Here is a 26,762-nt window from a genome sequence, read left to right on the forward strand (position 1 = left end):
ATTCCCGGGGTGGCCATCCCGGGAATCGCATCCAGCCTCAGCGCCAATTAAGCATGAAACAAACAGACAATTCCTGTGCTTGTCACAGGAATCCATGCCTCAACGGTGAAGTTGCCGCACCCGACAAAAAAGTATCGTTCCATCCAAAAGTGAAATGCACTAACTGAGGGGTCGGCAGATTCTCGGGACAAGCCCGAGGATGACGAGTTGCAAAAAAAAGGCCGGGCAACGCCCGGCCTTTTCGTATCCATCGTCAGAGAATGATTAAGCCTCTTCGGACTTGTCCTCGTCGGTCTTCTTCTTCGCAGCGGCCTTTTTCTTCGGCGCGGCCTTCTTGGCGGGCTTGGTGCCTGCTTCGTCGGCCTCGTCATCGGCCATCAGCTCTTCCTTGGTGACCTTCTTGTCGGTCACCTGGATGGAGGTAAGAAGGTGATCGACCACCTTTTCCTCGAAGATCGGCGCGCGCAGATTGGCGACGGCGTCCGGGGTGCGGCGGAAGAATTCGTAGATCTGCTGCTCCTGGCCGGGATAGCGGCGGACCTGATCGTAAAGGGCGCGCTGCAACTCTTCCTCGGTCACTTCGAGGCCAGCCTTCTCGCCGATCTCGGAGAGAACGAGGCCAAGACGAACGCGGCGCTCGGCGAGCTTGCGATATTCCTCGCGCGCCGCTTCCTCGGTCGTCTCTTCGTCCTCGAAGGTGCGTCCGGCTTCCTGCAGATCATTGTTGATCTGCGCCCAGATGTTGTTGAACTCCGCATCGACAAGCTTCTGCGGCGCTTCGAACTGGTACTGACCGTCCAGCACGTCGAGGATCTGGCGCTTCACCTTCTGGCGCGTGACGGAACCGTACTGGCTCTCGATCTGCTCGCGAATAAGCTGGCGCAGGCGATCCATCGTCTCGATGCCGAGCTTCTTGGCCGTCTCGTCATTGAGCTCGAGTTCGCCGGGCTTGGCCACTTCCTTGACGGTGATGTCAAAGGTCGCTTCCTTGCCGGCCAGATGCGCCGCGCCGTATTCGGCGGGGAACGTCACCGTAATCTGCTTCTCGTCGCCGGCCTTGGTGCCGATAAGCTGCTCTTCGAAGCCCGGAATGAACTGGCCGGAACCCAGCACCAGCGGCGCGTCCGTGTCGGTACCGCCTTCGAAAGGCTCGCCGTCGAGCTTGCCCAGATAATCGATGGTGACGCGGTCGCCATCCTCGGCCTTGCCTTCCTTCGCCTCGAACGAGCGGGTGGAAGCGGCGACGCGCTTGACCTGCTCATCAACTTCCTCGTCGGAGACATCGACAATCTCGCGCGTCACGGCAATGCCGGAAGCGTCCTGAATTTCGATCTTCGGCAACACTTCGTAGTTCATCGAGAAGACGAAATCGGCCTTGCCGTCGAGAACCTTTTCGGCCTCTTTTTCATCTTCGGTCATGACGATTTCAGGCTGGGTCGCCGATTTCTCGTTGCGGCCGGAGAGAATCGAGCGGGGGGTGTCGCTGAGAATCTCATTGACCACTTCGGCCATGAAGGATTTGCCATAGGTCTTGCGCAGGTGCGACACAGGCACCTTGCCGGGGCGGAACCCGTTGATGCGCGCCTTGCCGCGGGCACTTTCGAGGCGCTCGGAGAGCTTCGCTTCGAGATCCTTGGCCGGAACCACGACTTTGATCTCGCGCTTCAGCCCTTCATTGAGCGTTTCGGTAACCTGCATGTCCAAACCTTCACTGTCTAGCCGCACAATCTTGTCCAAAAAGCCTCAAACTTTTTGAGATCGTGCTTTCGTTGCATTGTCCCGCCGTCACCGGCCTATTATCCAAGGCGAACGGGAGAGAAACTGTTTCTTCGTGGCCTTTGGTGCGGATGGAGGGACTCGAACCCCCACGGTCTCCCGCCAGAACCTAAATCTGGTGCGTCTACCAATTTCGCCACATCCGCTTCTAGAGCATGATCCTGAAAAGCTGTCAGACTTTTCGGACAAGATCATGCGGCTAACCAAACCCTGGAATGACAGAATGCCTTATCCAGCTTCTATTCCAGGCCAAACAAGCCTCCGAAAGCGCGGTCTCTATATCACCCAATTTTCACGGTTCAAAGGAAAAAAGCCGTTGATTTTGGTAGGGAATGGGCATTCACCCAACAATCAATAGAGCGGCTCCCGGTAAAGAGGTTGCCCGTTCTCCCGCAGCGCCTTTATCTGAGACGCACCAGAGGGGGAAACGGCGACAACCGCCTGAATATTCCGCTGCCTTTGCGCTTCATCGATTCTCGCGCCTTCGCCTTCGGGGATGTAATATCGCTCGATTCCGTAATTAACGCTGACAAGCGCACCCGGTTGCGTCGGCACGGGAAAGCGTGTCTGCCCCTTGAGCACAACCTCATCCGGAGCAATATCGCCGATAGGCTGGAACGAGGCGCGGGAGAGCTGCCAATTCCCATCCGCTCCCGGTTTCATCGCCACATATATATCCGCATGGTCACTATCCGGCGTGCCGGTGATCTGCGAGCGAGGGATCGAGGAAATGGCATAGCCGAGGATGACATAATCGCCCCGCATCAGGTCGCGCGGGTCCACCGGCTGGGTTAGAAGCACGATGTCCTTGCCATCGCGCAGGATCGAAGCGCGGTTTTCAATCGCCGCATAGAGGATGCCGGACTGGAAAAGAGCGGCGAGCGCCGCCATGCCGAATAGCCAATGCTTGTTATTTTTCATGAGTTTATCTCCGCCTTCGGCGAATTTTCATGAAGGCGGCGCTCCATGCGCGCCACGAACACCGCCAGCAGCAGCAGTAATATGCCGGCGGTCAGGAAAAATCCCGATGTTCCAACCAAGGTCCCGACGGTGACGAAGGCGAGGTAAAGCACCTCCAGCGAGAATGTGGCATAGGCGATCCAGCGAACGGACGCATTCCTGCGTCCCGCCAGCATCAGCGCGCCGATCGAGACCCCCAGGATGAGGATGCCGAACATCACCTGCCCGTTGGCATCCTGGGCAATATCCTCGAACTGCTCCATTGCCAGCGCAATGAGGGCGGCGGCGAGGCCATAGCTGCCCAGCGCAGGGCCGTAATTCCCAAAGCGGGCGAAAAGACCGGAACGGAGGTTTTGGATCAGAAACAAGCAGAGACCGATACCGATAGCGACCCAAGCCACCGCAGGCGAATCGAGATCGAAATAGGCGACGAGAAAATAAGCAATGAGGAACAGCGCCACGAGATGCGCCGTGGCGCGGCTTTTCGTGCACCAGGCAAGCCCCGCCCCGAATGTCGCCAGAAGCGGTGCAACCCATAGATAATGCTTGTCGGGATAAAAGCCATCTCCGACGAATGAAAAGAGGTAGAAGATGGCCACGCACATGCTTGTCGCCGCCAGCGCTTGCGACCGCAACAGCGCCGCGGACACCATTACCGCGCCCGTCCAGATCAATGCGGACGATGCCGTATCGCCGGAGAGGTGATACATCTGCCCGACAAGCGCTATGCCTGCACCGAATGCGAGAGCGCCAAAGATATAGAGTGCAGGCGCGAATATCCGGTCGCCTTGCGCCTGCCGCCATGCGCCGCCGAGATAACCGGCCCAGATGGCAACGAAGATCAGCCCGACACGCAGCAAGCGCGGCATCACATCCCAATTGGCGGCAACAAGCGTAATGATTGCTGCACCAAGCAGAAGAGCACCGAGAACGGCGAGCGCGTTGCCGAGACCGAAACCACGGCCGCGCGTGTCGTCGAGATCGGAAACGAGCGCCTGAGCCGTTTTGCCGTCTATCAAGCCTTTTTCTTGCCAGCGGGCGATTTGCGCCCGGGTGGAATAGGGAAATGCCACGCTGAACTCCTGATTCGTGCCGGCGCAAAGCCGGCGCAGCTTATCGCAGTATTGCGCCGGTAAGAACCGCAAGAATCGGACAGGTTCCCTACCTTGTGTCATTCGTGCGTCACGATGATTAAAATCGATTAATGTCGCGTTGCAGCATTCGCAGGTCAGCTATGCATTCTTGAGCCTCCAAGTAGAGGCGCATCCAGGCTATATCAAACTCAACAAATCCCGATGAGAAATAAAATAGAGGCCTGAAAATGAAACTGCTTCGTTCTTACAACAACTGGCGCCGTTACCGCGAAACCATTGGCGAACTGAACCGCCTGTCGAACCGCGAACTGACCGATCTTGGCATTTCCCGCGCCGACATTCCGCACGTCGCCCGCCATTCGAGCGCTCGCTAAATAGTTTCGTTTTGCGCATGATCTTATCCGGAAAATCTTTTTCGGGATCATGCTTCGGAATATCGCAAGGGCTTACCTCCTCCCAAGCTTGAGCGATCGAAGGCTGGCTACCTCCTCCCAGTCAGCCCTTCCAAAACGACACCCGCCGCACCTCCTCCCGCGGCGGGTGTTGTTTTTTGTGCCTTCATGCGTCATGACAGCCGAAACTATACAAGCGGAAACTGGTTTCCCCTCGGCGCAAGAGAGCCTGAAGCAAATGCCCAATTCAAAACAGCCCATTCACGTCATCGGCGGCGGTCTTGCCGGTTCGGAAGCCGCATGGCAGATAGCGGAGGCTGGAATCCCGGTTGTCCTGCATGAGATGCGGCCTGTTCGTGGCACGGATGCGCACAAGACGGATGGATTGGCCGAACTTGTTTGCTCCAATTCGTTCCGCTCGGACGATGCGGAGACGAACGCCGTCGGCGTACTCCATGCGGAGATGCGGCTGGCCGGATCGCTGATCATGACGAGCGCCGACGCGCATCAGGTTCCCGCCGGCGGCGCGCTGGCTGTTGACCGGGACGGTTTCTCCCAAGGCGTCACCGCAAAGCTCGAAGCCCACCCGCTGATCACCATCGAGCGCGGGGAAATTACCGGCCTCCCCCCTGAAGATTGGGGGCATACCATCATCGCGACGGGTCCCCTCACCGCCCCGGCCTTGGCCGAATCCATACGGGCCGAGACAGGCGCCGATGCGCTCGCCTTCTTTGACGCCATTGCGCCGATCGTCCATTTCGATAGCATCGACATGGACGTCTGCTGGTTCCAGTCGCGCTATGACAAGGTAGGACCGGGCGGCACAGGCAAGGATTACATCAATTGCCCGATGACGAGGGAACAGTACGAAGCCTTCGTCCAGGCGCTCATCGATGGCGAGAAGACCGAATTCAAGGAATGGGAAGGCACGCCCTATTTCGACGGCTGCCTGCCGATCGAGGTGATGGCGGAGCGCGGACCTGAGACGCTGCGCCATGGACCGATGAAGCCGATGGGACTGACCAATGCCCATAATCCTGATGTAAAGGCCTATGCCGTGGTGCAGCTTCGCCAGGACAATGCGCTGGGCACCCTCTACAACATGGTCGGTTTCCAGACGAAGCTGAAATATGGCGCGCAGACTGCGATCTTCCGGCTTATCCCCGGCTTGGAGAATGCGGAGTTTGCCCGGCTCGGCGGACTGCATCGCAACACCTATCTCAACTCGCCGGTGCTGCTCGACGGTTCGCTGCGGCTGAAATCGCGGCCGGGTGTGCGCTTCGCAGGGCAGATCACCGGCTGCGAGGGCTATGTGGAATCATCGGCCATCGGCCTGCTCGCCGGACGCTTCGCCATCGCCGAATATCGCGGCCAAGAGCCGTCGCTGCCGCCGGTGACGACAGCCTTCGGCGCGCTGCTCGGTCATATCACCGGCGGTCATATCGTTTCGGACGACGAGCCGGGCAAGCGCTCATTTCAGCCGATGAACGTCAATTTCGGCCTGTTCCCGCCGATCGAGACGCCGAAGGCGGAAGGCAAGCGCCTGCGCGGCAAGGAAAAGACCAATGCCAAGAAGCGCGCGCTCAGCGCCCGCGCGCTGGCAGATTGCCGGATGTGGCTGGGGTTGCCGGAAGAAGCGGTTGCGGCGGAGTAGAGAATTTCCGGCAGCTTGGGGAACGGTTCCTGTTGCCAGGAACCGTTCCCCAGTTTTATTCGCGTCGCACTTCATGCGAAGCCAGGTGGCTGCCACTTGGCTGTCTACCTAGCAGTTCTCTTTTGTGCATGGCGCTGACACGCCCGCCCGTTCAGTGAATTCAATGTAAGGGTAGCGATTGATGTTGGGCCTGGAATATGAACTGACGCCATAAGGCACAACAGTGCACTGCCCCAATGTCAGATTGTTGCTCTCAGCGGTAATTCCCCAGCGAACGCATTTAGGCGGAGCAGTTTTGTAATTGCTGTAGGCCGCCTCCTGCCTCACGGTCAAAGACGATCCCGGATTAAAAATAGCCTTTGAGGCATCCCCTTCACCAAAAACGTTGAATTCCGACCAGTTCCAGATGGTGGAGATATCGAGAACATCGGCATTTTTCGAGAATCCATACATTGTCCCCTTATATTCCAGCTTGATCCCGTCCAGGCCGTTCTGGCCTGCGTATGCCGATAGCTTCACATTTTGAAGCTCTGTGGGTAGTATTGCAGGTAAAAAGGCCCCGTCTCCATCCATCACACAGGTAGTAGCATCATACTGATCCCAGGGAAATGGGCACTCACCATCATACCCAAACATCCAATATTCTATAAATAATCCTCCAGGGGGAAATCCACCGGGGAGACCTGAATAGTAAGCTGGATCGTAAGCAAATTGTTGCCAAACATAGCAGTTTGAATAGCTACCACAGGCGTTGGTGTGCCCTGTATTGGTACTGAGCTGCAGGGTATAATTGTTCTTGCCGAAAACGTCATCATATTCGTCGGTCACCCCCTTGACGAGGGGAAAAGAGCCGGTCGCTCGCGAGATCAACCCCGGGGCCTGCAGGATCCAGTCGTCGAGATCGCCTGCACGAGCATTGACGTCGGGAGTTCGTGAAACTTCTTTTCCATGCTTCGGCGGCTTTCTGTGACGAGATGGCGCTGTGCCACAAGGCACCTCTTCCCACGCTGTGTTGGGATAGCTCACCTGGAAGCAGCCAGCCGCGGGAGGGTGGATATCCGTCATCTGCACGCTCCAGTCCTCCTGCGACAAATTGGCGCCAGCGGCTTGTCCCTTCGCTTGTGAAGAATGGTTCACAGGCTTCTGAGACGATGCAAGCGGGTCCGCGGATATCGCTGGAAAACTCATGACGCTGACCAGACCGGCCAGCATGATCGATTTTACACGCATTATAATTTCTCCAATGAAATGACTTTAAAGTGGAATTGTACAAAATATTTCAATTTATGATTGCACAAGATGTCTGCCGCCGGTGGCGGCGGCAGAGTAATCGCTGCTGTGCTGTCCATCTATCTTATGGACTGGATCGATGGGCTATAGGACCGATTCCGAGAATTCGATGTAAGGATTGGCATAAGGATTGGATTGAGTTTCCGCGGGCACGACAGTGCATGAGGGGCTTAATGTCATATTATTGGTTTGGCCGATATTTCCACCACGAACGCAAGTCGGAGCAACAGTTTGGTCGCTTGGATATTGCGCGCCCAGCCTGACATCCAAATAAGATCCCTTGGTAAATTTTATCTCCTCGGAATAAAGCTCTCCAAAAACATTGAATTCCGCCCAGTTCCAGATAGAGGCCATATCGGGGATATTCGGAGCAGCCGAGTTGACATACATTCTTCCATTATATTCTATTGTAACTCCGTCCTCTCCCATTATTCCTAGAAAAGCCGACATTTTTATATTCGTAATCTCGCGAACAGAAATTGTTGGAACTTTAGATGGCCTAGTGCTCTTCATGCAATCACCACCGTATTGATTCCACCCAGCTGGGCACGGCTTATTGTAATTGAACAACCAGGACTGCACATACAAGGCCCCATCTCCAGTTAACGCTCCTAAACCTGAATCATATACAAATAGCTGCCAAGCAACACAGTCTTTATTGTCTTTCTTGTCGCCGCAAAGTGTTGAGTATGCCATATTTGTATTAAGCTGCAGGGAATAATAGGGGTCGCTATCGGGCGCTAACCCCACTTCTCCACGAGGAAATTCGCCCACCGCAATCTTGATTGGCTCCGGGGCTTGCAAGCTCCAATCGTTGCTACCGCCAACAACTTTCGTTTGCGGGCGCTTGGATGGCAACGGTTTTTGGGATGGCTCCGCGCAAGTAACCTGCTCCCAAGCCGTGCTGGGATAGCTTGCTTCAAAGCAGCCTGCCTCAGGCGGCGGAGTCGCTCTCAATGTTTGGCGCCAGGCATCCTTCGGATCGCCTTCCGAAGATGCAAGCGGTTCCGCGGATATTGCTGGAAAGCTCATGACGCTGACCAGGCCGGCCAGCATGATCGATTTTACACGCATTATAATTCCCCATATATATAAAGTTGAATACAACTTGTAAATGCAATGTATGATTGCAACCAAAATTACCAGAATGAAACTCAATCCGCAAATTATATCTGCGGTGGTATTTACTAATGCATCACAGCCCGCCAGCCGCCGCCCGGAACATGATCCATTGGCGGCGCAGCGGTGAAATCTCGATAAGCTGCGTTGCCTCATTCCCGCCCTTGCGTGTGATCGCCTTTAAATAGGCAGGTACTAGCGCAATAGGCAGATAGGCGGGTTTGAGCGTGGCGGGCAGCGTTCCCCTGCCCCTATCGAACGCGGCAAGGTGTTCCCATGCCAGAGCGACCATGGCGGAAACGACGCGGTCGAGCGCGCCTTTGTCATTGCCGGCCAGCAACGTCTCACGACTGACACCAACCGCCTGCAAAATATCGGCCGGTATGAAAACCTGCCCTCGGCGGCGATGGAGTGGCAGGAGACGCAACAGGCCGGTCACGCCCTGAGCGACGCCTGCATGGCCGGCAAGCTCGGCGAAACGCGGCGCGGCATCACTATCGAGGATGAGGCTTGCGAGCTGGATCAGGGCTGATGCGGTCTCGCCGCAATAGCCCTCCAGATCATTGCGGGTTGGCATTGGATCGTCATAGAGATCGAATATCCGCGCCTCGCAATAATTATCGAAGGCCGCGCGCGGGAGTCGATATTCCTCAATCGCCTTCAAAAGCGCCGCGGCGATGGGGTGTCCCGCCGCAGCGCCATGCTCTGTGCCGCTTACCAGATCGCGCCACCATTGCAGCCGCACTTCGCCGGGCAGCGGATCGTGCACCAGGTCACGGATGCGCGCTATTTCAACATTGAACGCATAGAGTGCGGCAAGGGACCCGCGTTTTTCCTCCGGCGCATAAAGCACCGAGAGATAGCGGTCGCGGTCCGCCTCGCGCAGGAGATCCATGCAGTGGGTTTCGTTGGCATCCATCGAATTTATTCGACAGCGATGAGGGCAGCGGCGACCGCTCTGTCTTCCGCAAGCAGCACATTATAGGTGCGCACGGCGGCGCCGGTGCTCATCGGGTCAGCGGAAATGTGGTGTTCGCGCAGAACAGCGCGCAAATCCTGCGGCAATGGGCGCAGTTCTGTTCCCGTGCCCACGAGCAGAATTTCTATACCGCCCGCTTCCTCGACGATCCTGCCGATATCGTGGATGCTTATAATCGGCGGCGTCTTCGGCTCCCATCCGTGAATGCCTGACGGCAAGCACAGGATGGAGCCTTTATGCGACATATCGGCAAAGCGGAAGCCGCCATTGCCATAGGCATCGATGGGCGCGCGGCCGGGGAAATGGGCAGCGCGAATCTCGATGCCCCCCTTGGAACCTGAAATGGCCATGCCGCGCGAATCCCAAACTTATTTCTTGTTGTCGGCGACAGGCTCGCCCTTTGTCCTGACATCGCTGATAAGCGCACGCAGCATACGCACTTTCACGCCTTCGGCGATCTCGGCCTCAACCTCATTGTCGTCGATAACCTTGGTCACCTTGGCAATGAGCGCGCCGGCAACCACGGTGTCGCCGCGGCGGATCGCCTTCAACATCTCCTCGCGCTTCTTCAACTGCGCGCGCTGCGGCCGGATGATGAGCATATACATCACCACGAAGATCAGGACGAAGGGCAGGATGCTCATCAGCATATCCGGGCTGAATGGCGAGCCGCCGGTGGTCTGGGCGAAAGCCGGGGTAATAAAGGGCATAGGGAAACTCCTCGTGCAAAACCTTGTTAGTCCAGCGCAATACAATGGTTATCGCCGGAAAGGCAACTGGCAATGCCTTACCCCGCACTTTTCGCTTCTGTAAGCGCATGATAAGTCATCGCTTCCGGGAAAGATATGCAGGGCATCGAAATGACCGAGGATACGCTGTCGCAAAAGCTCGACCAATTGATCGCGGTGCTGGAGCGCATCGCGCCACCAGCAATGAAGGCGGCCGATCTGACCGTTGCCGATTGCTTCGTCTGGACCCCTGAGCGCCTTGCGCTCGATCCCGTCACACACGTCAATCGTGTCGATATCTCGCTCATCCAGGCAGTGGACAATGTGCGCGATATTCTCCTCGACAATACCCGCCGCTTTGCCGATGGCCTGCCGGCCAACAACGTGCTCCTCTGGGGCGCGCGCGGCATGGGCAAATCATCGCTGGTGAAGGCGGCGCAGGCGGCGGTTAACGCTGAAAATCCAGACCGCGCGCCGCTGAAGCTCATCGAAATCCACCGTGAGGATATCAACAGCCTGCCCTTGCTGATGAACAGCATCAAGAATACCCCCTATCGCATCATCCTGTTCTGCGACGATCTCTCCTTCGATCATGACGACACGTCCTACAAATCCTTGAAGGCGGCGCTGGAAGGCGGCGTCGAAGGCAGGCCGGAGAATGTGATCTTCTACGCCACATCGAACCGCCGCCATCTCCTGCCGCGCGACATGATCGAGAACGAGCGCTCGACGGCCATCAATCCGTCGGAAGCGGTGGAGGAAAAGGTCTCCCTCTCCGACCGCTTCGGCCTTTGGCTAGGCTTCCACAAATGCAGCCAGGACGATTATCTGGCGATGGTGGATGGCTATGCTCAGTATTACGGCCTCGACCATGACAAGCCGAAACTCCATGCCGAAGCGCTGGAATGGGCGACCACGCGCGGCAATCGTTCCGGGCGTGTGGCGTGGCAGTTCATTCAGGATCTGGCGGGACGGCTTGGGAAGAGTATTTAGATATACGAGAAGCGGGAAAGTTGTACGGCGCTATGCAATGCGGTATCGTAACCACAGCGAAAAGGTGTTTGCGATGCCAATTACCACGCTTTCAAGCCACGAATTAAGTCGGCATCTTGGCCGTGCCAGACGCGCGGCCAAGGACGGACCTGTGATCATTACCAATTGGGGCAAGCCTGCGCATGTCCTTATGTCGTTTGACGAATACAAACGCCTCACGGGCAAAAAGAAAACACTTGGGGAGTTGCTTGCGTATCCCGGAACGGAAGATGTCGAATTGCCTCTGCCGGATTGCTCGGAGTTGGCGAAGCCCATTGATATGTCCTGATGATATCTGATCGCCATAAGCGCTGAGGTATTTGGGCATCGAGTGGATATGTCGGCCGGACAGCGCCCCCCCTCTACCCTCCTGAGCCTGTCGAAGGGCGGGCATCGCCGCCCCCTCCCTCCCCCTTGCGGGGAGGGTGGCCCGAAGGGTCGGGTGGGGGTGGTAAAGGCAGCGTGCTACGATTGTCATTAGGCGCGCAATCGCAGCCACCCCCATCCGCCCGCTCCGCGGGCACCTTCCCCGCAAGGGGGAAGGAGGGTGCGAACCTATCGGCAGTACAGAGGTACTGTCCCGCAGACGTTTCCGTTTACGCTCAATAATGCTAAGCGAGCGCCACCCCTCTCGCCCGCTTCACATCCGGCGGGGTCGCTTCATCGCCAAGCCGCGCAATTGCCTCATCGAGTGTCAGCGACTCCTGGTTCTGCGAACCGAGGCGGCGCATGTTCACCGTCTTCTCCTCCGCCTCGCGCTTGCCGCAGACGAGGATGACCGGCACTTTGGCGAGGGAATGCTCGCGCACCTTGTAATTGATCTTCTCGTTGCGAAGATCAGCCTCGGCGACCAGTCCGGCGGCTTTCAGGCGGCGCACGACATCCCGCGCGTAGTCGTCGGCATCCGAGGTAATCGTCGCCACCACCACCTGCACCGGCGCGAGCCATAGCGGGAAATGGCCGGCATAGTTCTCCATGAGGATGCCGAGGAAGCGTTCCATCGAGCCGCAGATGGCGCGATGCACCATCACCGGCTGCTTCTTCTCCGAATTCTGGTCGATATAGAAGGCGCCGAAGCGTTCCGGCAGGTTGAAATCCACCTGCGTCGTGCCGCATTGCCACTCGCGGCCGATGGCGTCACGCAGCGTATATTCGAACTTCGGCCCGTAGAACGCGCCCTCGCCCGGCAGGATGCCGGTCTTGATACGACCCTCCGATTGCTCCTCGATGCGATCAAGCACATCCATCATGATGCTTTCGGCGCGATCCCAGGATTCATCGGAGCCGACACGCTTCTCCGGCCTGGTCGAGAGCTTCACCACCACTTCCTTGAAGCCGAAATCGGCATAGGTCGAGAGGATCAGATCGTTGATCTCCATGCACTCCGCGGCAAGCTGCTCCTCGGTGCAGAAGATGTGCGCGTCGTCCTGCGTGAAGCCGCGCACGCGCATCAGCCCGTGGAGCGCGCCTGATGGTTCGTAACGATGCACCGCGCCGAATTCCGCAAGCCGGATCGGCAGATCGCGATAGGATTTGAGGCCGTGCTTGAAGATTTGCACATGGCCGGGGCAGTTCATGGGTTTCAACGCAAAGACGCGCTGGTCTTCGGCCTCGTCATCCGCGCACTGGACCTTGAACATGTTCTCCTTGTACCAGCCCCAGTGACCGGAGGTCTGCCAGAGAGAGGAATCAAGCACCTGCGGCGCGTTTACCTCCTCATAGGTGCCATCGAGACGGCGGCGCATGTAGGAAACGAGTGTCTGGAACATGCGCCAGCCCTTGGAATGCCAGAAGACAACGCCCGGCCCCTCTTCCTGAAAATGGAACAGGTCCATCTCGCGTCCAAGCCGCCGGTGATCGCGTTTCTCGGCCTCCTCCAGCATGTGGAGATAGGCGTTGAGGTCGTTATCGTTGGCAAACGCCGTGCCATAGATGCGCGACAGCATCGGATTGTTGCTATCGCCGCGCCAATAGGCGCCTGCCACCTTCATCAGCTTGAACGAATTGCCGATCTGCCCGGTCGAGGCCATATGCGGCCCGCGGCAAAGGTCGAACCAGTCGCCCTGATGGTAGATCTTGACGTCCTGATCCGCCGGGATCGCGTCGATCAACTCGACCTTGTAGCTCTCGCCCTTCCCGGCGAAGACTTCCTTTGCCTTGTCCCGCGACCAGACCTGCTTGGAGAACGGCTTGTTGCGCTGGATGATTTCGCGCATCTTCTTCTCGATGACAGGCAGATCATCCGGCGTGAAGGGCTCGTTCTTGGCGAAATCGTAATAGAAGCCGTTCTCGATGACGGGGCCAATCGTCACCTGCGTTCCCGGCCAGATTTCCTGCACCGCTTCCGCCAGCACATGGGCCGCATCGTGGCGGATGAGTTCCAGCGCGCGCGGGTCCTCGCGGGTGAGGATTTCTACCTTGCCGGATGCGACCAGCGGCTCCGAGAGATCGCGCACAGTGCCGTCGACGGCATAGGCCACGGCTTTCTTCGCCAGCGATTTGGAAATGGATTCCGCCAGCTGGGCGCCAGTCATCGCGGCGTCGTATTCGCGCCTGGAGCCATCGGGGAATTCGAGGGAAACGAGGTTCGACATGGTTCTTCCTATCCAGTCCCGCCAACGAATGCGGGTGGTTGCCGTTCATGCGTATGAAATGAAGCTTGGCTTCTAATTCGTTTTGCCGAACCAGTAAAGGCGGGCGAGCATCCCCGTGGCCGTCATTCTCGGGCTTGTCCCGAGAATCTACCAGAAGGAAAAAGGTAAGCAACTACCGGCCCTAACAGATTAGACCACGGCAGATTCTCGGGACAAGCCCGAGAATGACGGCAGGGCAAGCGGCAATGCCGCGCTAGCACACCGAAACTATTCCAATCTCTAGTTTTGAATCGGCAGGCAGTCGATTTTCTGCCGCTTCAACTGCTCGCACGCCTTCTCGGCGGAAGCCGAATTCTTGAAACCAGCAAAGCGCACCTGATAAACCTTGCGGCGTTTTTCAGCAGGCGAAATCACCGCTTTCAGTCCCGGAGCGACCTTGTCAACCGCGGGACGCAGGTCCGCCTGAAGCTTCTGCGCGCCGGCGAGCGTCGGCGGTGCGCCAAGTTGAATCGCCCACGCCGCGGCGGAAGCAGCGGCCAACGCGCCGCCATCTCCCTGCTCCACGCGGGAATCGTCGATCAGGCTGGCCACGACATCCACCTTCGGCTCAGCCACGGCATTCTGTTTGGCAGCGGATCGAGGTTTTGCCGCAGCCATGATTTGCTCCGGAGCGCCCGTCCCTTCCCCACCGTAACGCGTCAGCAGCTTTGCCATCTGATCGTCACGCTGGCGGGCCGATCCGGCACCGAGCACCACGCCGACCAGATGCTTTTTGTTAATGACGGCGGATGAAACGAGGTTGTACCCCGACACATCGGTATAGCCGGTCTTGATGCCGTCCACTCCCTGATAACGGTACATCAGATTGTTGTGGCCGTTCAGTATCCTGCCTCGAAAGGTGAACGAGCGCTGCGAGAACAGCGCATATTGCTGCGGAAAATCGCGGCGGAGCGATATACCCAGCACGGCCATATCGCGGGCGGTGGTGAGCTGCGTCATCTTCGCCGTCAGCCCGGAAGGATTCACGAAGAATGTGCTCTTCATGCCGAGTTGCCGGGCGCGCGCCGTCATCAGGCGCCCGAATGCTTCTTCCGAGCCGGCCATATATTCACCCAGCACCGTGGCGGCATCGTTTGCCGAAATGACGATCATGCCATTGACGGCGTCACGGACCGTAATCGTGCTGCCGGGCTTCAGATAGAGCTTCATACGAACCTTGGCAGCCGCATTTTCCGAAACCGGCATCTCATCGTCCCAATGCAGTCTGCCGGTCTTCAAGGCTTCGAATACAAGATAGAGCGTCATCATCTTCGCCAGCGAAGCAGGCGCCCGCTGCACATTCGCATCGTCCTGACCGAGAATTTGCCCGTTATCGGCGTCGAATATCACCCACGATGTGCTTGCCATTGCGGCAGACGTACAAAGAAGGCTGGCTCCAAATGCAAAGGATGCGACGATACACGACAGGCGGGACGACAATTTCAACATACTGGCTCGCGGAAATGTGAATGCGAAAGGTCGAATGCAGGCAAATTGCGGCTCGAAAAAGGCCACAGTGCTGCCTCTAATTTAGAGATGCATCAAGCATTGATACCGTTAATGTAGTTTTAAAGCGGCGTTCATCGCCGCGAAGCCGAACAGCGCCAATAGCGCCAGGGCAGATACCAGAGAAGGTCGGATCCAAGCTTTTCCGGCACAGGGTCCAGCCCATGCGTGCCGCCCGGGCCGCAGCGCATCACGCGGAACAATGCCATCCATCCGCCGGTCCAAAGGCCATGACGGGCGATGGCCTCATAGCCATATTCCGAGCAGGTCGGCAGATGGCGGCAGGAATTGCCGATGAAGCCCGATAGCGTCAGCTGATAGAGCCGCACCAGCGCCGTTCCGATGAGGCGGTCCGGTGTCTTGCGCCACGGGCCGTCGAAATTGCGGCTGTAGCGCTTGCGTGGAGCGGCAGCCGTTTCATGGGGATCGTCATCGTCCCGGCACATGGCTCAAGCCGCCTCCGCGCCCTTCTTCTCGATCTGGCCAATGCAATCGACCACCGCGTCGAAAGTCAGCATGGTGGATGCGTGACGCGCGCCATAATCGCGGATCGGTTCGAGAAATTTGCAATCCTCGAAACGCCCCTCTGGCGGCGCGCCGTTCTCTTTCAGCATTTTCAGCATGGTTTCGCGCACTGCCTTCAACTCTTCCGCCGTCGCGCCGATCACATGGCGCGCCATGATGGAAGACGAAGCCTGACCGAGAGCGCAGGCTTTCACATCATGGGCGAAACCGGTGACGATGCCGTCACGCATTTGCAGGTCGACCGTGACGGTCGAGCCGCATAGCTTGGAATGGGCGGTGGCGGTCGCATCCGGCGCGTCAAGACGCCCCAGAAGCGGGATGTTTCCGGCCAACTCCAATATGCGCACGTTATAAATTTGGTCGATCACAGCGCCCGGTCCTTCGTAATTTGTTAAATATCGTCGGTTCGCCGGCCTTTGATTAGGCGAATTTCAATCTATATAAGATACGTTCCGCAAGCGCCAAGGCATGAATCGCCGGCATATGCGCTACGGGACAGAACGGATGCCGATATGGCCCGTTCGCCATCAATACACCGCCGCTCTGGTCAGCGCATCGTTGTATTGTCCGTTTAACTCGTCTCCTCCGCGAAGGAGACTACGGGAGATACTGATGGACGCTATTTTGAACCTCCGTGAAAACGCCGCGCGCCAGGGGGAAAAGACCTTGACACGCCCGACACGCGAGGAAGCCGAAGCCGCCGTTCGCACCCTGCTTTTGTGGGCCGGAGAGAACCCGGACCGCGAAGGCCTGCTTGACACGCCGAAGCGTGTCGCGAAATCCTATGGCGAGCTGTTTTCCGGCTATAACGAATCCCCTGAAGAGGTGCTGGGCACCACTTTCGAGGAAGTTTCGGGGTACAACGACCCGGTTCTGGTGAAGGATATCCCCTTCTTCTCGCACTGCGAACACCATATGGTGCCGATCATCGGCAAGGCGCATATCGCCTATCTGCCGGATGACCGGGTCGTCGGGCTTTCCAAGATCGGCCGCCTCGTGGATGTCTTCGGCCGCCGCCTGCAGACGCAGGAGAGCATCACCGCGCAGATTGCCGACGCCATGGACACCATCCTGCACCCGCGCGGCGTTGCCGTCATGATCGAGGCCGAGCATCTGTGCATGTCGATGCGCGGCGTGAAGAAGCAGGGCTCGACCACTATCACCACCACCTTCCGGGGCACCTATCGCGATGACGCGAATGCGCAAGCGCGCTTCATGACCATGATACGGCTGGGTTGAAATGAACCCTGTTTTTTCCGGGTTCATCGCCGACAAAGCCGAAAATGAAGAAGGCGCGGTCTTCGCGCCACGCTTCGATGCCGCAGGCCTCATCACCGCTATTGTCACCGACGCGGACGATGGAATGCTGCTCATGGTCGCCCACATGAACGCGGAGGCGCTGCGCCTGACGCTTGAAACGGGTATCGCGCATTATTGGTCCCGCTCGCGTGAAGTCCTGTGGAAGAAGGGCGAAACATCCGGCAATCTCCAAACGGTAGTGGAAATGCGCACGGACTGCGACCAGGACGCCCTTTGGCTTGAGGTTCGGGTCGCCGGAGATGGACCAACCTGCCATACGGGGCGCCGCTCCTGCTTCTATCGTGTTGTCTCAATGGAGAATGGCAAAGCAACGCTGGGCATGGACGATTAACTTCCAGTTCCGCCATCAAAAGCCCGTGTTGTTGGCGCGGGCTGTCATCTTTTCGCAATATTTAGTCATTCGATACCTCTTTCCATGTAAAATCATTATGATTTCTATGAGGAGTAAGCAGCGTGCTCGAATGGGTTTCGCGTAAAAGAAGCCAGGCGGCGGCAAATGGCAATGCGGAAAACGGTGACGTAAAGAACGGCTCCGGGCTGCCGGTTGAGCCTGTCGCCCCGCCTGAGGATCGCAAGACCCCCATTGCGCTCGCGCTTGGCGGCGGCGCGGCCCGCGGCTGGACGCATATCGGCGTGCTCCGCGCGCTTGATGAGGCGGGCATCGAGATATCGATGATCGCCGGCACCTCCATCGGCGCGCTGGTCGGCGGCTGCTATCTGGCGGGCAAGCTTGACGAGCTGGAGGAGTTCGCCCGCAGCCTGACGCGCCGGCGCATGTTCAACCTTCTCGACATAACATTGCGCGGCAACGGCCTATTCGGCGGCATGAAGCTCGACGGGCGCTTGCGCGAGCACCTGGACGGCGTGAATTTCGGCGATCTGCGCAAGCCTTTCACCGCCGTCTGCACGGAGTTGCGCACCGGCCACGAAATCTGGATAGAGCATGGCTCGCTGGTCAGCGCAATGCGGGCCTCCTACGCCCTGCCCGGCATCTTCGAGCCGGTGCGGCTCGGCAACCGGCTTCTGGTCGATGGCGCGCTGGTTAATCCGGTGCCCGTTTCCGTCTGCCGTGCGAATGAGCAACCGCTCGTCCTTGCCGTCAATCTGCATTACGACCAGTTCGGGCGCGCGGCGGTGGTCAAGCACGTCAATCTGCAACAGGAGCAGATGCTGAGCGCGGAGGTCAGCGGGCGCCGCGTGACATCGGACGAGACGCGCATGGGCATAACCGGCGTGATGATGGAGGCCTTCAACATCATCCAGGACCGTATCTCCCGCGCCCGCGCGGCAGGCGATCCAGCCGACATTTCGCTTCTGCCGTCGGTCGGGCATATCGGCCTGACCGAGTTCCACCGCGCCGATGAAGCCATCAGCGTCGGTTACAGGGAAACGATGAAGCACCTCAACGATATCAAACGGTTGCAGAGGGTGCTTCTTTAACACGCGCGAAACACAACGCGATCCAGGCCGCTTGCGGCTCGTGTTTTTTAGCGCTTGTGAAAAAAGATGCATGGGAACCGATATTAGGCTTGTGTCCCAGGAATCCATTTGCTACATGCCGCGAGCCGATGAGTTCGGCCCTACCACGGAGCGGTCGTGGCGGAATTGGTAGACGCGCAGCGTTGAGGTCGCTGTGGGGCAACCCGTGGAAGTTCGAGTCTTCTCGACCGCACCAACAACCCGGCTTCGGCTGGGTTTTTTGTTTTAAAGCAACTACTTACCTTTTAAGGTGCCCCACCCCAAAACCAACCACGAAGCACCGCCGCTCATTCGTTGCGCCCAATTTGTTTTGTCCCTAAATTGATAGTGATGGCCGGGGGAGCAGGGAATGGACGAAAACTTGAATTTCAGTGGCGGAGGTGACACATTCAATGGCATGGAAGCACGTGTCGCAAAACTAGAAGCCGCCTTCGAGCATATCCAAGTGGACATATCGGACATTAAGTCTGATATCCGTGGGATACGCGCCGATGCACGTGAGGATATTCGCGGTTTGCGAAGTGAGGCGCGTGCTGATTTCCGGTTGCTTTTCGGTTGTATTATAACTGTTGCAATTGGCTTGGCTGGCATGATGGCAAAGGGCTTTGGGTGGTTCTAATAGAGATGGTCGCGGCAGCTATTTACCGCTGCAACCAGCATGTTTTGCGCTAATCAAATAATCAGCGACCTTCGATCATGACGACAGCCACCCTCACCGATTCAAACGCCCCGCAAATTTCGTGGCGCAAGGAACGCTCCGCCCTCCCCGTCGCCTTTTTTCCCACCTACGGTTCACCTCCAGTGGAATGGCTCGTTGCAGAGGGACTGACAAACTACCCAACCGCCCTGGCCTTCATGGAAGCCCGCGTGGCGGCAATTCGTGAAGGAACCGCGCCGGAACTCGTCTGGCTCGTCGAGCATCCGCCACTTTACACCGCCGGGACTAGCGCCAAGGCACGCGACCTGCTCGCGCCCGATCGCTTTCCCGTGTTCCAGACGGGACGCGGCGGCGAATATACTTATCATGGCCCCGGCCAGCGCGTGGCCTATGTCATGCTCGATTTGAAGCGTCGCCGCGAGGATGTGCGCGCGTTCGTCACTGCACTGGAAGAATGGATCATCCGCACATTGGCGGAGTTCAACGTTCGTGGCGAGCGACGGGAGGATCGTGTTGGCGTCTGGGTTGCGCGTCCTGAGAAGCCCCGTCTTGCGGACGGATCGCTTGCGGAAGACAAGATCGCGGCCATCGGCATCCGCCTGCGTCGCTGGGTGAGCTTCCACGGTATCGCCATCAATGTCGAGCCGGAACTGACCAATTTCAGCGGCATCGTGCCCTGCGGGGTAACGCAGCACGGCGTCACCAGCCTTGTCGATCTGGGGTTGCCCTTGACGATGGAAGATGTGGATCTAGCGCTCGCACGGGCGTTCGAAAGCGTGTTCGGGCCGGTTGATCGCTAAGCTAGCGCTTTCGCCCGCTTCTCATCCGCCACCCCTTCTTTCACCCTGCGCTCGCGTATGAAGACATAAATGCCCGACCCGGCGATGATAAAGATGCCCACCCATTTCGACGGTGTCGGAAATTCACCGAAAGCCAACAGACCGATCAGCACCGCCATGACGATTTCGAGATACTGGAACGGCGCGAGCATCGAGGCGGGTGCGAGGCGGAAGGCTTGCACTACCAGAAGATGGCCGAGGGTGCCGATCAAACCCAGCGCCGCCAGCAGCGCCCAAGAAAGCGGCATCGTGGCGAGGCCGAAGGCCAAATCGGCATGGCCGGCAATTTCACCCGCGATGATCACCGGCGCGGTGAACGCCGCCCCGCCAATGCCGGCGTAAAACTGCATCACCAGCGGGCTGTCGGCGATGCTGTATTTGCGGTTCATGGCAAGATAGATCGCCATGCAGGCCGCTGTGCCGAGCGGCAGCAGCGAGACCCAGCCGAAAAGCTCGAAACTCGGCTGCACGACGATCAAAGTGCCGATGAAGCCGACCGCGACGGCGGTCAAGCGCCGCCAGCCTACCTGCTCCTTGAGGACAAAAGCCGAAAGCAGGGTCAAGAGAAGCGGCTCGACGAAAAAGACGGCGGTGGCGTCGGCGAGCGGCATATATTTGACCGCCGCGAAGAAGCAGACGCTGCCCACCCCCATTATCGCGCCACGGAACAGGTTTCCCTTGAGATTGTGCGTTCGAAGCCCTTTCCAGCCGCCCAGGCTAAGAAGAATGGCGGCCGTCAGCAGCGACTGGACGAAGAAGCGGGAAAAGGAGATTGTCGCCGGTGGCACACTATCGACCGTCGCGAGCCATTTTCCGATCGCGTCGAGAAGCGGCAGGAACAGCATCGCGCTCGCCATGACGATCATGCCCTTGGCATGGGGTTGCATCTTTTCCTGCATCTATGGACCTGTAAACGAACTGGATTAGCCTCTATCGCGAAATATCCATACGCCATCGCCTCACAGCGAACCATCGCGTTTGCGGCGCGTGGCAAGCAGTGGTTTGACTTTTGCCATCTTCTTGCGGCAAACGAGATCAACAATTGGAAAGCAATCCCCGGATATCATAATTCCACACGGGAACAGAAAGCGAACTCTTGTCGCATTTTGCGATAAAGCGTGGCATTATCCGGTTGATTCGATAATTCGTGAGTGACTGAAACGGGGCCGGTCCGATCATATGGATGACAATAACGATCTCTTCTCGATGGTTGTGAACAACGCGCGCGACCGGCAGGCGATGCAGAGAAATGCCGAGCCTGCAGTCGTTGTTTCCGTGACGCCAGCTTTGACGCCTAGCAAGGCGCCGTCGCCCGTCCCGCCGCTCGCCGCGCCGCAACGCGCGCCGCTGCGCATCGACAACGAGGACTATAACGCCTCCGCCATCCGCGTTCTCGAAGGCCTCGAGCCGGTGCGCCTGCGTCCCGGCATGTATATCGGCGGCACGGATGAAAAAGCGCTGCATCATCTCTTTGCCGAAGTCATTGACAATTCCATGGACGAGGCGGTGGCGGGACATGCCAATTTCATCGAGGTGCATCTGGATGCCGAAGGCTTCCTGACGGTCACCGACAATGGGCGCGGCATCCCAGTCGAGAACCATCCGCAGGTTCCGGGTAAATCGACGCTCGAAGTCATCATGACCAAGCTCCATGCCGGCGGCAAGTTCGACGGCAAGGCCTATGAGACATCGGGCGGTCTGCATGGCGTCGGAGTTTCTGTCGTCAACGCGCTTTCGGATTTGCTTGAGGTGGAGGTGGCGCGCGGACGAAAACTCTATCGGCAGCGGTTCTCGCGCGGCATTCCGCTGGGCGGCCTGGAAGAACTGGGAGAGGTGCATAACCGCCGCGGGACGCGTGTGCGCTTCCACCCGGATCCGGATATTTTCGGAAAAAGCGCCAAGTTCGATCCCGCCCGGCTCTGCCGCATGGCGCGCTCCAAGGCTTATCTGTTCGGCGGCGTGGAAATCCGCTGGAGCTGCGATCCCTCACTGCTCGATCCCAAGAAGGACACGCCGGAAAAGGCGGTTTTCCACTTCCCCGGCGGACTGAAAGATTATCTCTCCGCATCGCTCGGCAAGGAATATCAGGTCACGCGCGAGATTTTCGCCGGCAAGACCGAGAAACAAGGCGGCCATGGCGCGGTCGAGTGGGCCATCACCTGGTATGGCGGCGACGGCTTCGTGAATTCCTATTGCAACACCATTCCGACGGCGGAAGGCGGGACACATGAGGCGGGCTTGCGCATCGCCGTGACACGCGGACTGAAAGCCTATGCGGAGCTGACCAACAACAAGCGCGCTTCGATCATCACCACCGACGACGTGATGATTTCGGCTGCCGCCATGATGTCCGTCTTCATCCGCGAGCCTGAATTCGTCGGCCAGACCAAGGACAGGCTGGCGACGACCGAGGCGCAGCGCATTGTCGAAAATGCCATTCGCGATCCGTTCGACCATTGGCTAGCCGCCTCCCCGCAGGAGGCCTCCAAGCTGCTCGACTGGGTGGTGGAGCGCGCCGAGGAGCGCGTACGCAGGCGACAGGAAAAGGAAGTCACCCGCAAAAGCGCGGTACGCAAGCTACGCCTGCCCGGCAAGCTCGCCGATTGTACGCAGAATGCCGCCGCGGGCGCGGAACTCTTCATTGTCGAGGGCGATTCGGCAGGCGGCTCCGCCAAGCAGGCACGCAATCGCGCAACCCAGGCCGTGCTGCCACTGCGGGGCAAGATCCTCAACGTCGCGAGCGCGGGGCGTGACAAGCTTTCCGCCAACCAGCAGATCAGCGATCTTATCCAGGCGCTCGGCTGTGGCACGAAATCCAAATATCGCGAAGAGGATCTGCGCTATGACCGCGTCATCATCATGACCGACGCGGATGTGGACGGCGCGCATATCGCCTCGCTGCTCATCACCTTCTTCTATCAGGAAATGCCCGAGATGATCCATGGCGGCCATCTCTATCTGGCCGTGCCGCCGCTCTACCGCCTCTCGCAGGGCGGCAAGACGGCCTATGCCCGCGACGACGCGCATAAGGAAGAATTGCTGAAGACCATGTTTACCGGCAAGGGAAAGGTGGAAATCGGACGTTTCAAGGGCCTTGGCGAAATGCGCGCGGAGCAGCTGAAGGAAACGACGATGGACCCGCGCAAGCGCATGATGCTCCGGGTAGCGCTCGCCGAGGATATGGCGGCGCAGACCAAAACAGCCGTCGACGATCTCATGGGCACCAGACCGGAGGCGCGATTCCGCTTCATCCAGGAAAACGCGGCATTTGTGGAAGAGCTGGATATCTAGCCGGAGGCGCTCTGCGCACTGGCGACATCCGCCAGTGCGGCTTTCACAGCACGCTCCATAACCTGCTGATCATCAGACAGCGCGAGAAGTAAAGTCGCGCCTTCCAGCAGCGCAAGCGCGTCGTTGTGGGCCGGGCGCTGCAGCCTTAAAATGGATTTTCATATCTTTTCCGCATTTTAACCAAATTAAAACGCTTGCGGAACAAGACTGGAACATATAGTGTTTTGTTCTGGGTTTGTTTTATTTCTGATTCCTTTGAAGGAACCACTCGATGCTGACGCGCAAGCAACATGAACTTCTGCTTTTCATTCACGAGCGGTTGAAGGAATCGGGCATTCCGCCTTCCTTTGACGAAATGAAAGTTGCGCTCGACCTCGCATCGAAATCGGGGATACATCGGCTGATAACGGCGCTGGAGGAGCGCGGCTTCATCCGCCGCCTGCCCAACCGGGCACGCGCGCTGGAAGTGCTGCGCCTTCCCGATTCGATCGCGCCGGGGCTGAACGCGCAGAAGAAATTCGCGCCGAGCATCATCGAGGGCAGCCTGGGGCGCAATGCGGCGGCGGCCCCTTCCCGCCCGCGCGCTACCGTGGCCAAGGAAGACAGTGACGCCGCGACGGATGCTCCCGTTCAAGTCCCGGTGATGGGACGCATCGCCGCCGGCGTTCCGATTGCCGCCATTCAGAACCAGACCCGCACGATCAGCCTGCCGCCGGAAATGATTGGGCCGGGAGATCATTATGCGCTCGAGGTCAAAGGCGATTCGATGATCGAGGCCGGCATATTCGACGGCGATACGGTCGTTATCCGGCGCGGCGATACAGCCAGCCCCGGCGAGATCGTTGTGGCGCTGGTCGATGACGAGGAAGCAACGCTCAAGCGCTTCCGCCGCAAGGGCGCCTCGATCGCGCTGGAAGCGGCAAACCCGGCTTATGAAACGCGCATCTTCGGGCCGGATCGGGTTCAGGTACAGGGTAAGCTGGTAGGCCTGATCCGTCGCTACTGACCAGGATCAGTTGCCCGCTCTTTCGGTTTGCCGAACGGCTTCTGCCCGGTTCCCGGTTTCAAGCGCGGCTTTTCCGGCAGCCCGCGTGCCGCCCGTGTAAACAGCCGGTGCTGGCTCCAAACGCGTTCGGGCGCCCCGATGGCGTAGGTCAGCATCGTCCCGCTTCCGGCATCATGCTGCGGCAGTCTCGCTTCCAATGTCCCTTTGATCGCGAGATCACGCAGGGTAACCACAGTCTTTTCGTCCGTGCCGCAAGAGAGATCTTTTCCGGCAAAGGCGAGGATGACGAAATCACCGATGGCGCAGGCGGTGTTCCGGCCTCCCGCGGCATCGGTATAGGCCAGCGTCTGCCCATTGCGCATTTCGGCCGAGCAAACGCCGTCCTCGCAGGTGAAGCTTCCGAGTACGGGCGCTTCGGGATTGGCTTGCGGCTTCACGATACCGGTTGCGTTATAGGCTTTTTGCCAGTTTTCGATAATAAACTGCGAAGGCTGCTTGCGATTGATTGCCAGCGCGCCATCGCCGGTTCTCATCGCGACCAACCGTCCGTCCTCCGATACGATCAGATCGGGACCGCTTTCATGGACGAAGAGAAGGAGACCTACGGCTAAGAAGGGCAATGAAATAGCGCGCAGCCACGTTTTCAGGAACAGCGCAAGCACCAGACCCGCCGACCATAGCAACAGCGTCGAAACCGGCATGATTCCGGGATTGGTATTAGGTGAGATCGACGCCACCTCATGGGCGATCCATTTGACCACCTCGATACCGGCACCCATCACCTGCAATGGCAGCCATTCGAGATCAAACGGCATTGCCAGCAGGCTCAGGACGGCGAAGGGCATGACGGATACCGATATGACCGGCAGCGCCAGCACATTGCCAAGCAGGCCCAGCGGCGCGGCGTTGTTGAAATGATAGAGCGCGAAAATGCCGCTTGCCGTCCCGGCGATTGCCGAGGTGGCCGCAGTTGCGCCGACCGAGGCGGCGATTTTGTGCAAGAAGCCCCGCGCCGCATAGGATCGTGATGCCACCTCTTCCGTCTGGTTCCGCTTTCTGCCGGTCCACCAGCCGAACGCCGCAATCAGCGCCGCGGTAGCCGAAAACGACATCTGGAAACTGGGGCCGAGCAATTCATGCGGCATGAAGATGATGGTCACCAGCGCCGCCAGGGCCAGATTGCGCATGGTAATAGCGGAGCGGTCCATCATCACGGCGATGAGCATCACCGCCAGCATGACGAAGCTGCGCTGCGCGGCAACATCGGCGCCCGACAGCATGAGATAAAAGGCCGAGGCCAGGAGAGCCGCCCCGGCCGCATATTTCTTGACCGGATGCCGCATCGCCAAGCCGGGGAAGATCGCCGCAAGCGCCCGTACGGTCAGCATGACCAGACCACCCGCGAGCGCCATGTGCAGGCCGGAAATGGAGAGAATGTGGGCAAGGCCACTCAGCCGCAGCGCCTCGTTGGTTTCTTCGCTGATCCCTTCCCGCTGCCCGGCGATGAGGGCCGCCGCGATTGCGCCCTCCTCCCCGCCAAGAGCTGAGACGATGCTTTCCGTAATGCCCTGCCGCAGTGCGGCAATCCGAAACGACAACCGAGTGTGAAAATCCGCCGGCGCGGGCACCGCCACGCTTTTCGGCGTCCCGAAGAAAAAACCGTTCGCGCCGATGCCATTAAAATAGGCATGAAAGGCGAAATCATAGTTTCCCGGTCGCACCGGGCCGGACTGGGCGCGCAGCCGCGCGAAGCCGGAAAGGCCGGAACCGATATCGGCAGATGCCGGCAGGTCGCGGGCAGAAATACGGATGCGTTCGGGCGCGTAGCGAAGCGTTGGCCGCGCGGTGGCAAGCACATCCAGCGTCACGCGCCATCCGCCATCGGTATTCTGCTCCATGGCGACGATGCGCCCGGTCACGCGCGTGGTGATGTCCCCGCCAAGCATGGGCGTGGCGCGCCGCATCGTTTCCGTCTTCGCCGCCAGCATTCCGGCCACGACGGCGAGCGCGAAGGTCAGCGCCAATGCTACAATCTGGCGCTTGCGCGCGAGAATGCGCGTACAGGCGAGCACGGCTGATCCGGAAACAAGCGGTTGCCATCTGGGCTCGAAGGCAAACGAAAAATATAGAATGGCGCCGATTGCCGCAAAGACCGGCAGGAAGAGAAAACGTGTGCCGTGCTCATCTTCTCGTAGAAACAAGGCCGCAAGAGACGCGCCAAATGCGCGCGGCCACGCGATGAAAGTCTTGCGCGTCGGCAGAACAAGCGCGTGCGGTTTTACCGGCGTGTCGGCTGTCTTCGGCTCCCGCGGCGTGACCACAGGCGGCAGGAAATAGGCCGGCCGCTTCAATAGCGCCCGTTCGTCAGCCTCTTCCAGCTCGTGTCCGCCCCTCATTCGGTCCCCACCCGGCGGCCAATACCCTGTACTACCCTTGCACCGCCAGCCACCTATGCTACATGAACGCCAACCGAAATCGAGT

At 58.7% G+C, this 26,762-nt stretch carries 25 protein-coding genes and 2 tRNA genes; 12 read left to right on the forward strand and 15 right to left on the reverse strand.

Going from position 1 to position 26,762, the window contains the following annotated elements; genetic code table 11:
- Positions 1–264 precede the first annotated feature (264 nt).
- The 4 genes from tig to C7477_RS08370 form a co-directional block, all read right to left on the reverse strand.
- Complete coding sequence (tig, locus tag C7477_RS08355; RefSeq protein ID WP_110751031.1) at positions 265–1,698, reverse strand: trigger factor; 1,434 nt, start codon at positions 1,696–1,698, stop codon at positions 265–267.
- 141 nt (positions 1,699–1,839) lie between these two features.
- Positions 1,840–1,922 (reverse strand) — tRNA-Leu (locus tag C7477_RS08360).
- Positions 1,923–2,127: 205 nt separating this feature from the next.
- Complete coding sequence (locus C7477_RS08365; RefSeq protein WP_110751033.1) at positions 2,128–2,697, reverse strand: GDYXXLXY domain-containing protein; 570 nt, start codon at positions 2,695–2,697, stop codon at positions 2,128–2,130.
- Positions 2,694–3,809, reverse strand: coding sequence for a DUF2157 domain-containing protein (locus C7477_RS08370; RefSeq protein WP_245411773.1), 1,116 nt, complete (start codon positions 3,807–3,809; stop codon positions 2,694–2,696). The genes C7477_RS08365 and C7477_RS08370 overlap by 4 nt, the downstream gene beginning before the upstream one ends.
- Before the next feature lie 248 nt (positions 3,810–4,057).
- Here C7477_RS08370 and C7477_RS08375 point away from each other — a divergent pair, with 248 nt between their 5' ends.
- Both C7477_RS08375 and trmFO read left to right on the forward strand, forming a co-directional pair.
- Positions 4,058–4,204, forward strand: a complete 147-nt coding sequence (locus C7477_RS08375) for a DUF1127 domain-containing protein (protein ID WP_110751038.1) — start codon at positions 4,058–4,060, stop codon at positions 4,202–4,204.
- Between the two features lie 256 nt (positions 4,205–4,460).
- Positions 4,461–5,876 (forward strand): methylenetetrahydrofolate--tRNA-(uracil(54)-C(5))-methyltransferase (FADH(2)-oxidizing) TrmFO, encoded by a 1,416-nt coding sequence (gene trmFO, locus C7477_RS08380; RefSeq protein ID WP_110751040.1) that lies wholly within the window; start codon positions 4,461–4,463, stop codon positions 5,874–5,876.
- A gap of 108 nt (positions 5,877–5,984) precedes the next feature.
- On the opposite strand, the gene C7477_RS08385 is transcribed toward trmFO, so the two are convergent.
- From C7477_RS08385 to yajC, 5 genes are all read right to left on the reverse strand, one after another.
- The gene (locus C7477_RS08385) at positions 5,985–7,106 is read right to left on the reverse strand and encodes a hypothetical protein (protein ID WP_110751042.1); all 1,122 of its coding nucleotides are present in this window, start codon (positions 7,104–7,106) and stop codon (positions 5,985–5,987) included.
- Positions 7,107–7,250: 144 nt separating this feature from the next.
- Positions 7,251–8,240: a hypothetical protein gene (locus C7477_RS18735; RefSeq protein WP_146226080.1), complete on the reverse strand. Its 990-nt coding sequence runs from the start codon at positions 8,238–8,240 to the stop codon at positions 7,251–7,253.
- Positions 8,241–8,361: 121 nt separating this feature from the next.
- Positions 8,362–9,204, reverse strand: a complete 843-nt coding sequence (locus tag C7477_RS08395; RefSeq protein WP_110751046.1) for a phytoene/squalene synthase family protein — start codon at positions 9,202–9,204, stop codon at positions 8,362–8,364.
- Positions 9,205–9,209: 5 nt separating this feature from the next.
- Entirely contained in the window at positions 9,210–9,614 is a 405-nt protein-coding gene (locus tag C7477_RS08400; protein ID WP_110751048.1) for an Mth938-like domain-containing protein, read from the reverse strand.
- A gap of 18 nt (positions 9,615–9,632) precedes the next feature.
- Positions 9,633–9,974 carry a preprotein translocase subunit YajC gene (yajC, locus tag C7477_RS08405; protein WP_110751049.1) on the reverse strand — a complete coding sequence of 114 codons (342 nt, stop codon included), beginning with the start codon at positions 9,972–9,974 and terminating at the stop codon, positions 9,633–9,635.
- A gap of 150 nt (positions 9,975–10,124) precedes the next feature.
- Here yajC and C7477_RS08410 point away from each other — a divergent pair, with 150 nt between their 5' ends.
- Both C7477_RS08410 and C7477_RS08415 read left to right on the forward strand, forming a co-directional pair.
- Positions 10,125–10,985 (forward strand): ATP-binding protein, encoded by an 861-nt coding sequence (locus C7477_RS08410; protein WP_110751305.1) that lies wholly within the window; start codon positions 10,125–10,127, stop codon positions 10,983–10,985.
- Between the two features lie 37 nt (positions 10,986–11,022).
- The gene (locus C7477_RS08415) at positions 11,023–11,313 is read left to right on the forward strand and encodes a type II toxin-antitoxin system prevent-host-death family antitoxin (RefSeq protein ID WP_425373541.1); all 291 of its coding nucleotides are present in this window, start codon (positions 11,023–11,025) and stop codon (positions 11,311–11,313) included.
- Between the two features lie 322 nt (positions 11,314–11,635).
- Here the strand turns inward: C7477_RS08415 and thrS are convergent, their stop codons facing one another.
- The 4 genes from thrS to C7477_RS08435 all read right to left on the reverse strand — a co-directional run bounded on the left by thrS (position 11,636) and on the right by C7477_RS08435 (position 16,056).
- Positions 11,636–13,618: a threonine--tRNA ligase gene (gene thrS, locus C7477_RS08420; protein WP_110751051.1), complete on the reverse strand. Its 1,983-nt coding sequence runs from the start codon at positions 13,616–13,618 to the stop codon at positions 11,636–11,638.
- A 279-nt stretch (positions 13,619–13,897) separates the two neighbouring features.
- Positions 13,898–15,106, reverse strand: a complete 1,209-nt coding sequence (locus C7477_RS08425; RefSeq protein ID WP_110751054.1) for a D-alanyl-D-alanine carboxypeptidase — start codon at positions 15,104–15,106, stop codon at positions 13,898–13,900.
- 131 nt (positions 15,107–15,237) lie between these two features.
- Positions 15,238–15,609 (reverse strand): membrane protein insertion efficiency factor YidD, encoded by a 372-nt coding sequence (gene yidD / locus C7477_RS08430; RefSeq protein WP_110751055.1) that lies wholly within the window; start codon positions 15,607–15,609, stop codon positions 15,238–15,240.
- 3 nt (positions 15,610–15,612) lie between these two features.
- Positions 15,613–16,056, reverse strand: a complete 444-nt coding sequence (locus C7477_RS08435) for an iron-sulfur cluster assembly scaffold protein (protein WP_110751058.1) — start codon at positions 16,054–16,056, stop codon at positions 15,613–15,615.
- A 244-nt stretch (positions 16,057–16,300) separates the two neighbouring features.
- On the opposite strand from C7477_RS08435, the gene folE reads away from it, so the two are divergent.
- The 6 genes from folE (at position 16,301) to lipB (ending at position 19,945) form a co-directional block, all read left to right on the forward strand.
- Entirely contained in the window at positions 16,301–16,927 is a 627-nt protein-coding gene (gene folE / locus C7477_RS08440; RefSeq protein ID WP_110751060.1) for a GTP cyclohydrolase I FolE, read from the forward strand.
- A gap of 1 nt (position 16,928) precedes the next feature.
- A complete protein-coding gene (gene hisI, locus C7477_RS08445; RefSeq protein WP_110751062.1) occupies positions 16,929–17,339 on the forward strand; it encodes a phosphoribosyl-AMP cyclohydrolase in 411 nt (136 codons plus the stop codon).
- A 206-nt stretch (positions 17,340–17,545) separates the two neighbouring features.
- Positions 17,546–18,448: a patatin family protein gene (locus C7477_RS08450; RefSeq protein ID WP_245411783.1), complete on the forward strand. Its 903-nt coding sequence runs from the start codon at positions 17,546–17,548 to the stop codon at positions 18,446–18,448.
- 150 nt (positions 18,449–18,598) lie between these two features.
- Positions 18,599–18,683, forward strand: a tRNA-Leu gene (locus C7477_RS08455).
- A gap of 153 nt (positions 18,684–18,836) precedes the next feature.
- Entirely contained in the window at positions 18,837–19,106 is a 270-nt protein-coding gene (locus C7477_RS08460; RefSeq protein WP_210206135.1) for a hypothetical protein, read from the forward strand.
- Between the two features lie 77 nt (positions 19,107–19,183).
- Positions 19,184–19,945, forward strand: a complete 762-nt coding sequence (gene lipB, locus C7477_RS08465; RefSeq protein ID WP_110751066.1) for a lipoyl(octanoyl) transferase LipB — start codon at positions 19,184–19,186, stop codon at positions 19,943–19,945.
- Here the strand turns inward: lipB and C7477_RS08470 are convergent.
- Entirely contained in the window at positions 19,942–20,871 is a 930-nt protein-coding gene (locus C7477_RS08470) for a DMT family transporter (protein ID WP_110751068.1), read from the reverse strand. The genes lipB and C7477_RS08470 overlap by 4 nt on opposite strands.
- 292 nt (positions 20,872–21,163) lie before the next feature.
- Between C7477_RS08470 and parE the strand changes: the two genes are divergently transcribed.
- Both parE and lexA read left to right on the forward strand, forming a co-directional pair.
- The gene (gene parE, locus C7477_RS08475) at positions 21,164–23,275 is read left to right on the forward strand and encodes a DNA topoisomerase IV subunit B (protein WP_181418381.1); all 2,112 of its coding nucleotides are present in this window, start codon (positions 21,164–21,166) and stop codon (positions 23,273–23,275) included.
- Between the two features lie 271 nt (positions 23,276–23,546).
- Positions 23,547–24,281 (forward strand): transcriptional repressor LexA, encoded by a 735-nt coding sequence (lexA, locus tag C7477_RS08480; protein ID WP_110751070.1) that lies wholly within the window; start codon positions 23,547–23,549, stop codon positions 24,279–24,281.
- Here the strand turns inward: lexA and C7477_RS08485 are convergent.
- The gene (locus C7477_RS08485; protein WP_110751072.1) at positions 24,275–26,677 is read right to left on the reverse strand and encodes a ComEC/Rec2 family competence protein; all 2,403 of its coding nucleotides are present in this window, start codon (positions 26,675–26,677) and stop codon (positions 24,275–24,277) included. The two genes, lexA and C7477_RS08485, sit on opposite strands and share 7 nt — an antisense overlap.
- Between the last annotated feature and the right edge of the window lie 85 nt (positions 26,678–26,762).

Source organism: Paramesorhizobium leguminum (assembly GCF_003217235.1).
GTDB classification, from domain to species: domain Bacteria; phylum Pseudomonadota; class Alphaproteobacteria; order Rhizobiales; family Rhizobiaceae; genus Paramesorhizobium; species Paramesorhizobium leguminum.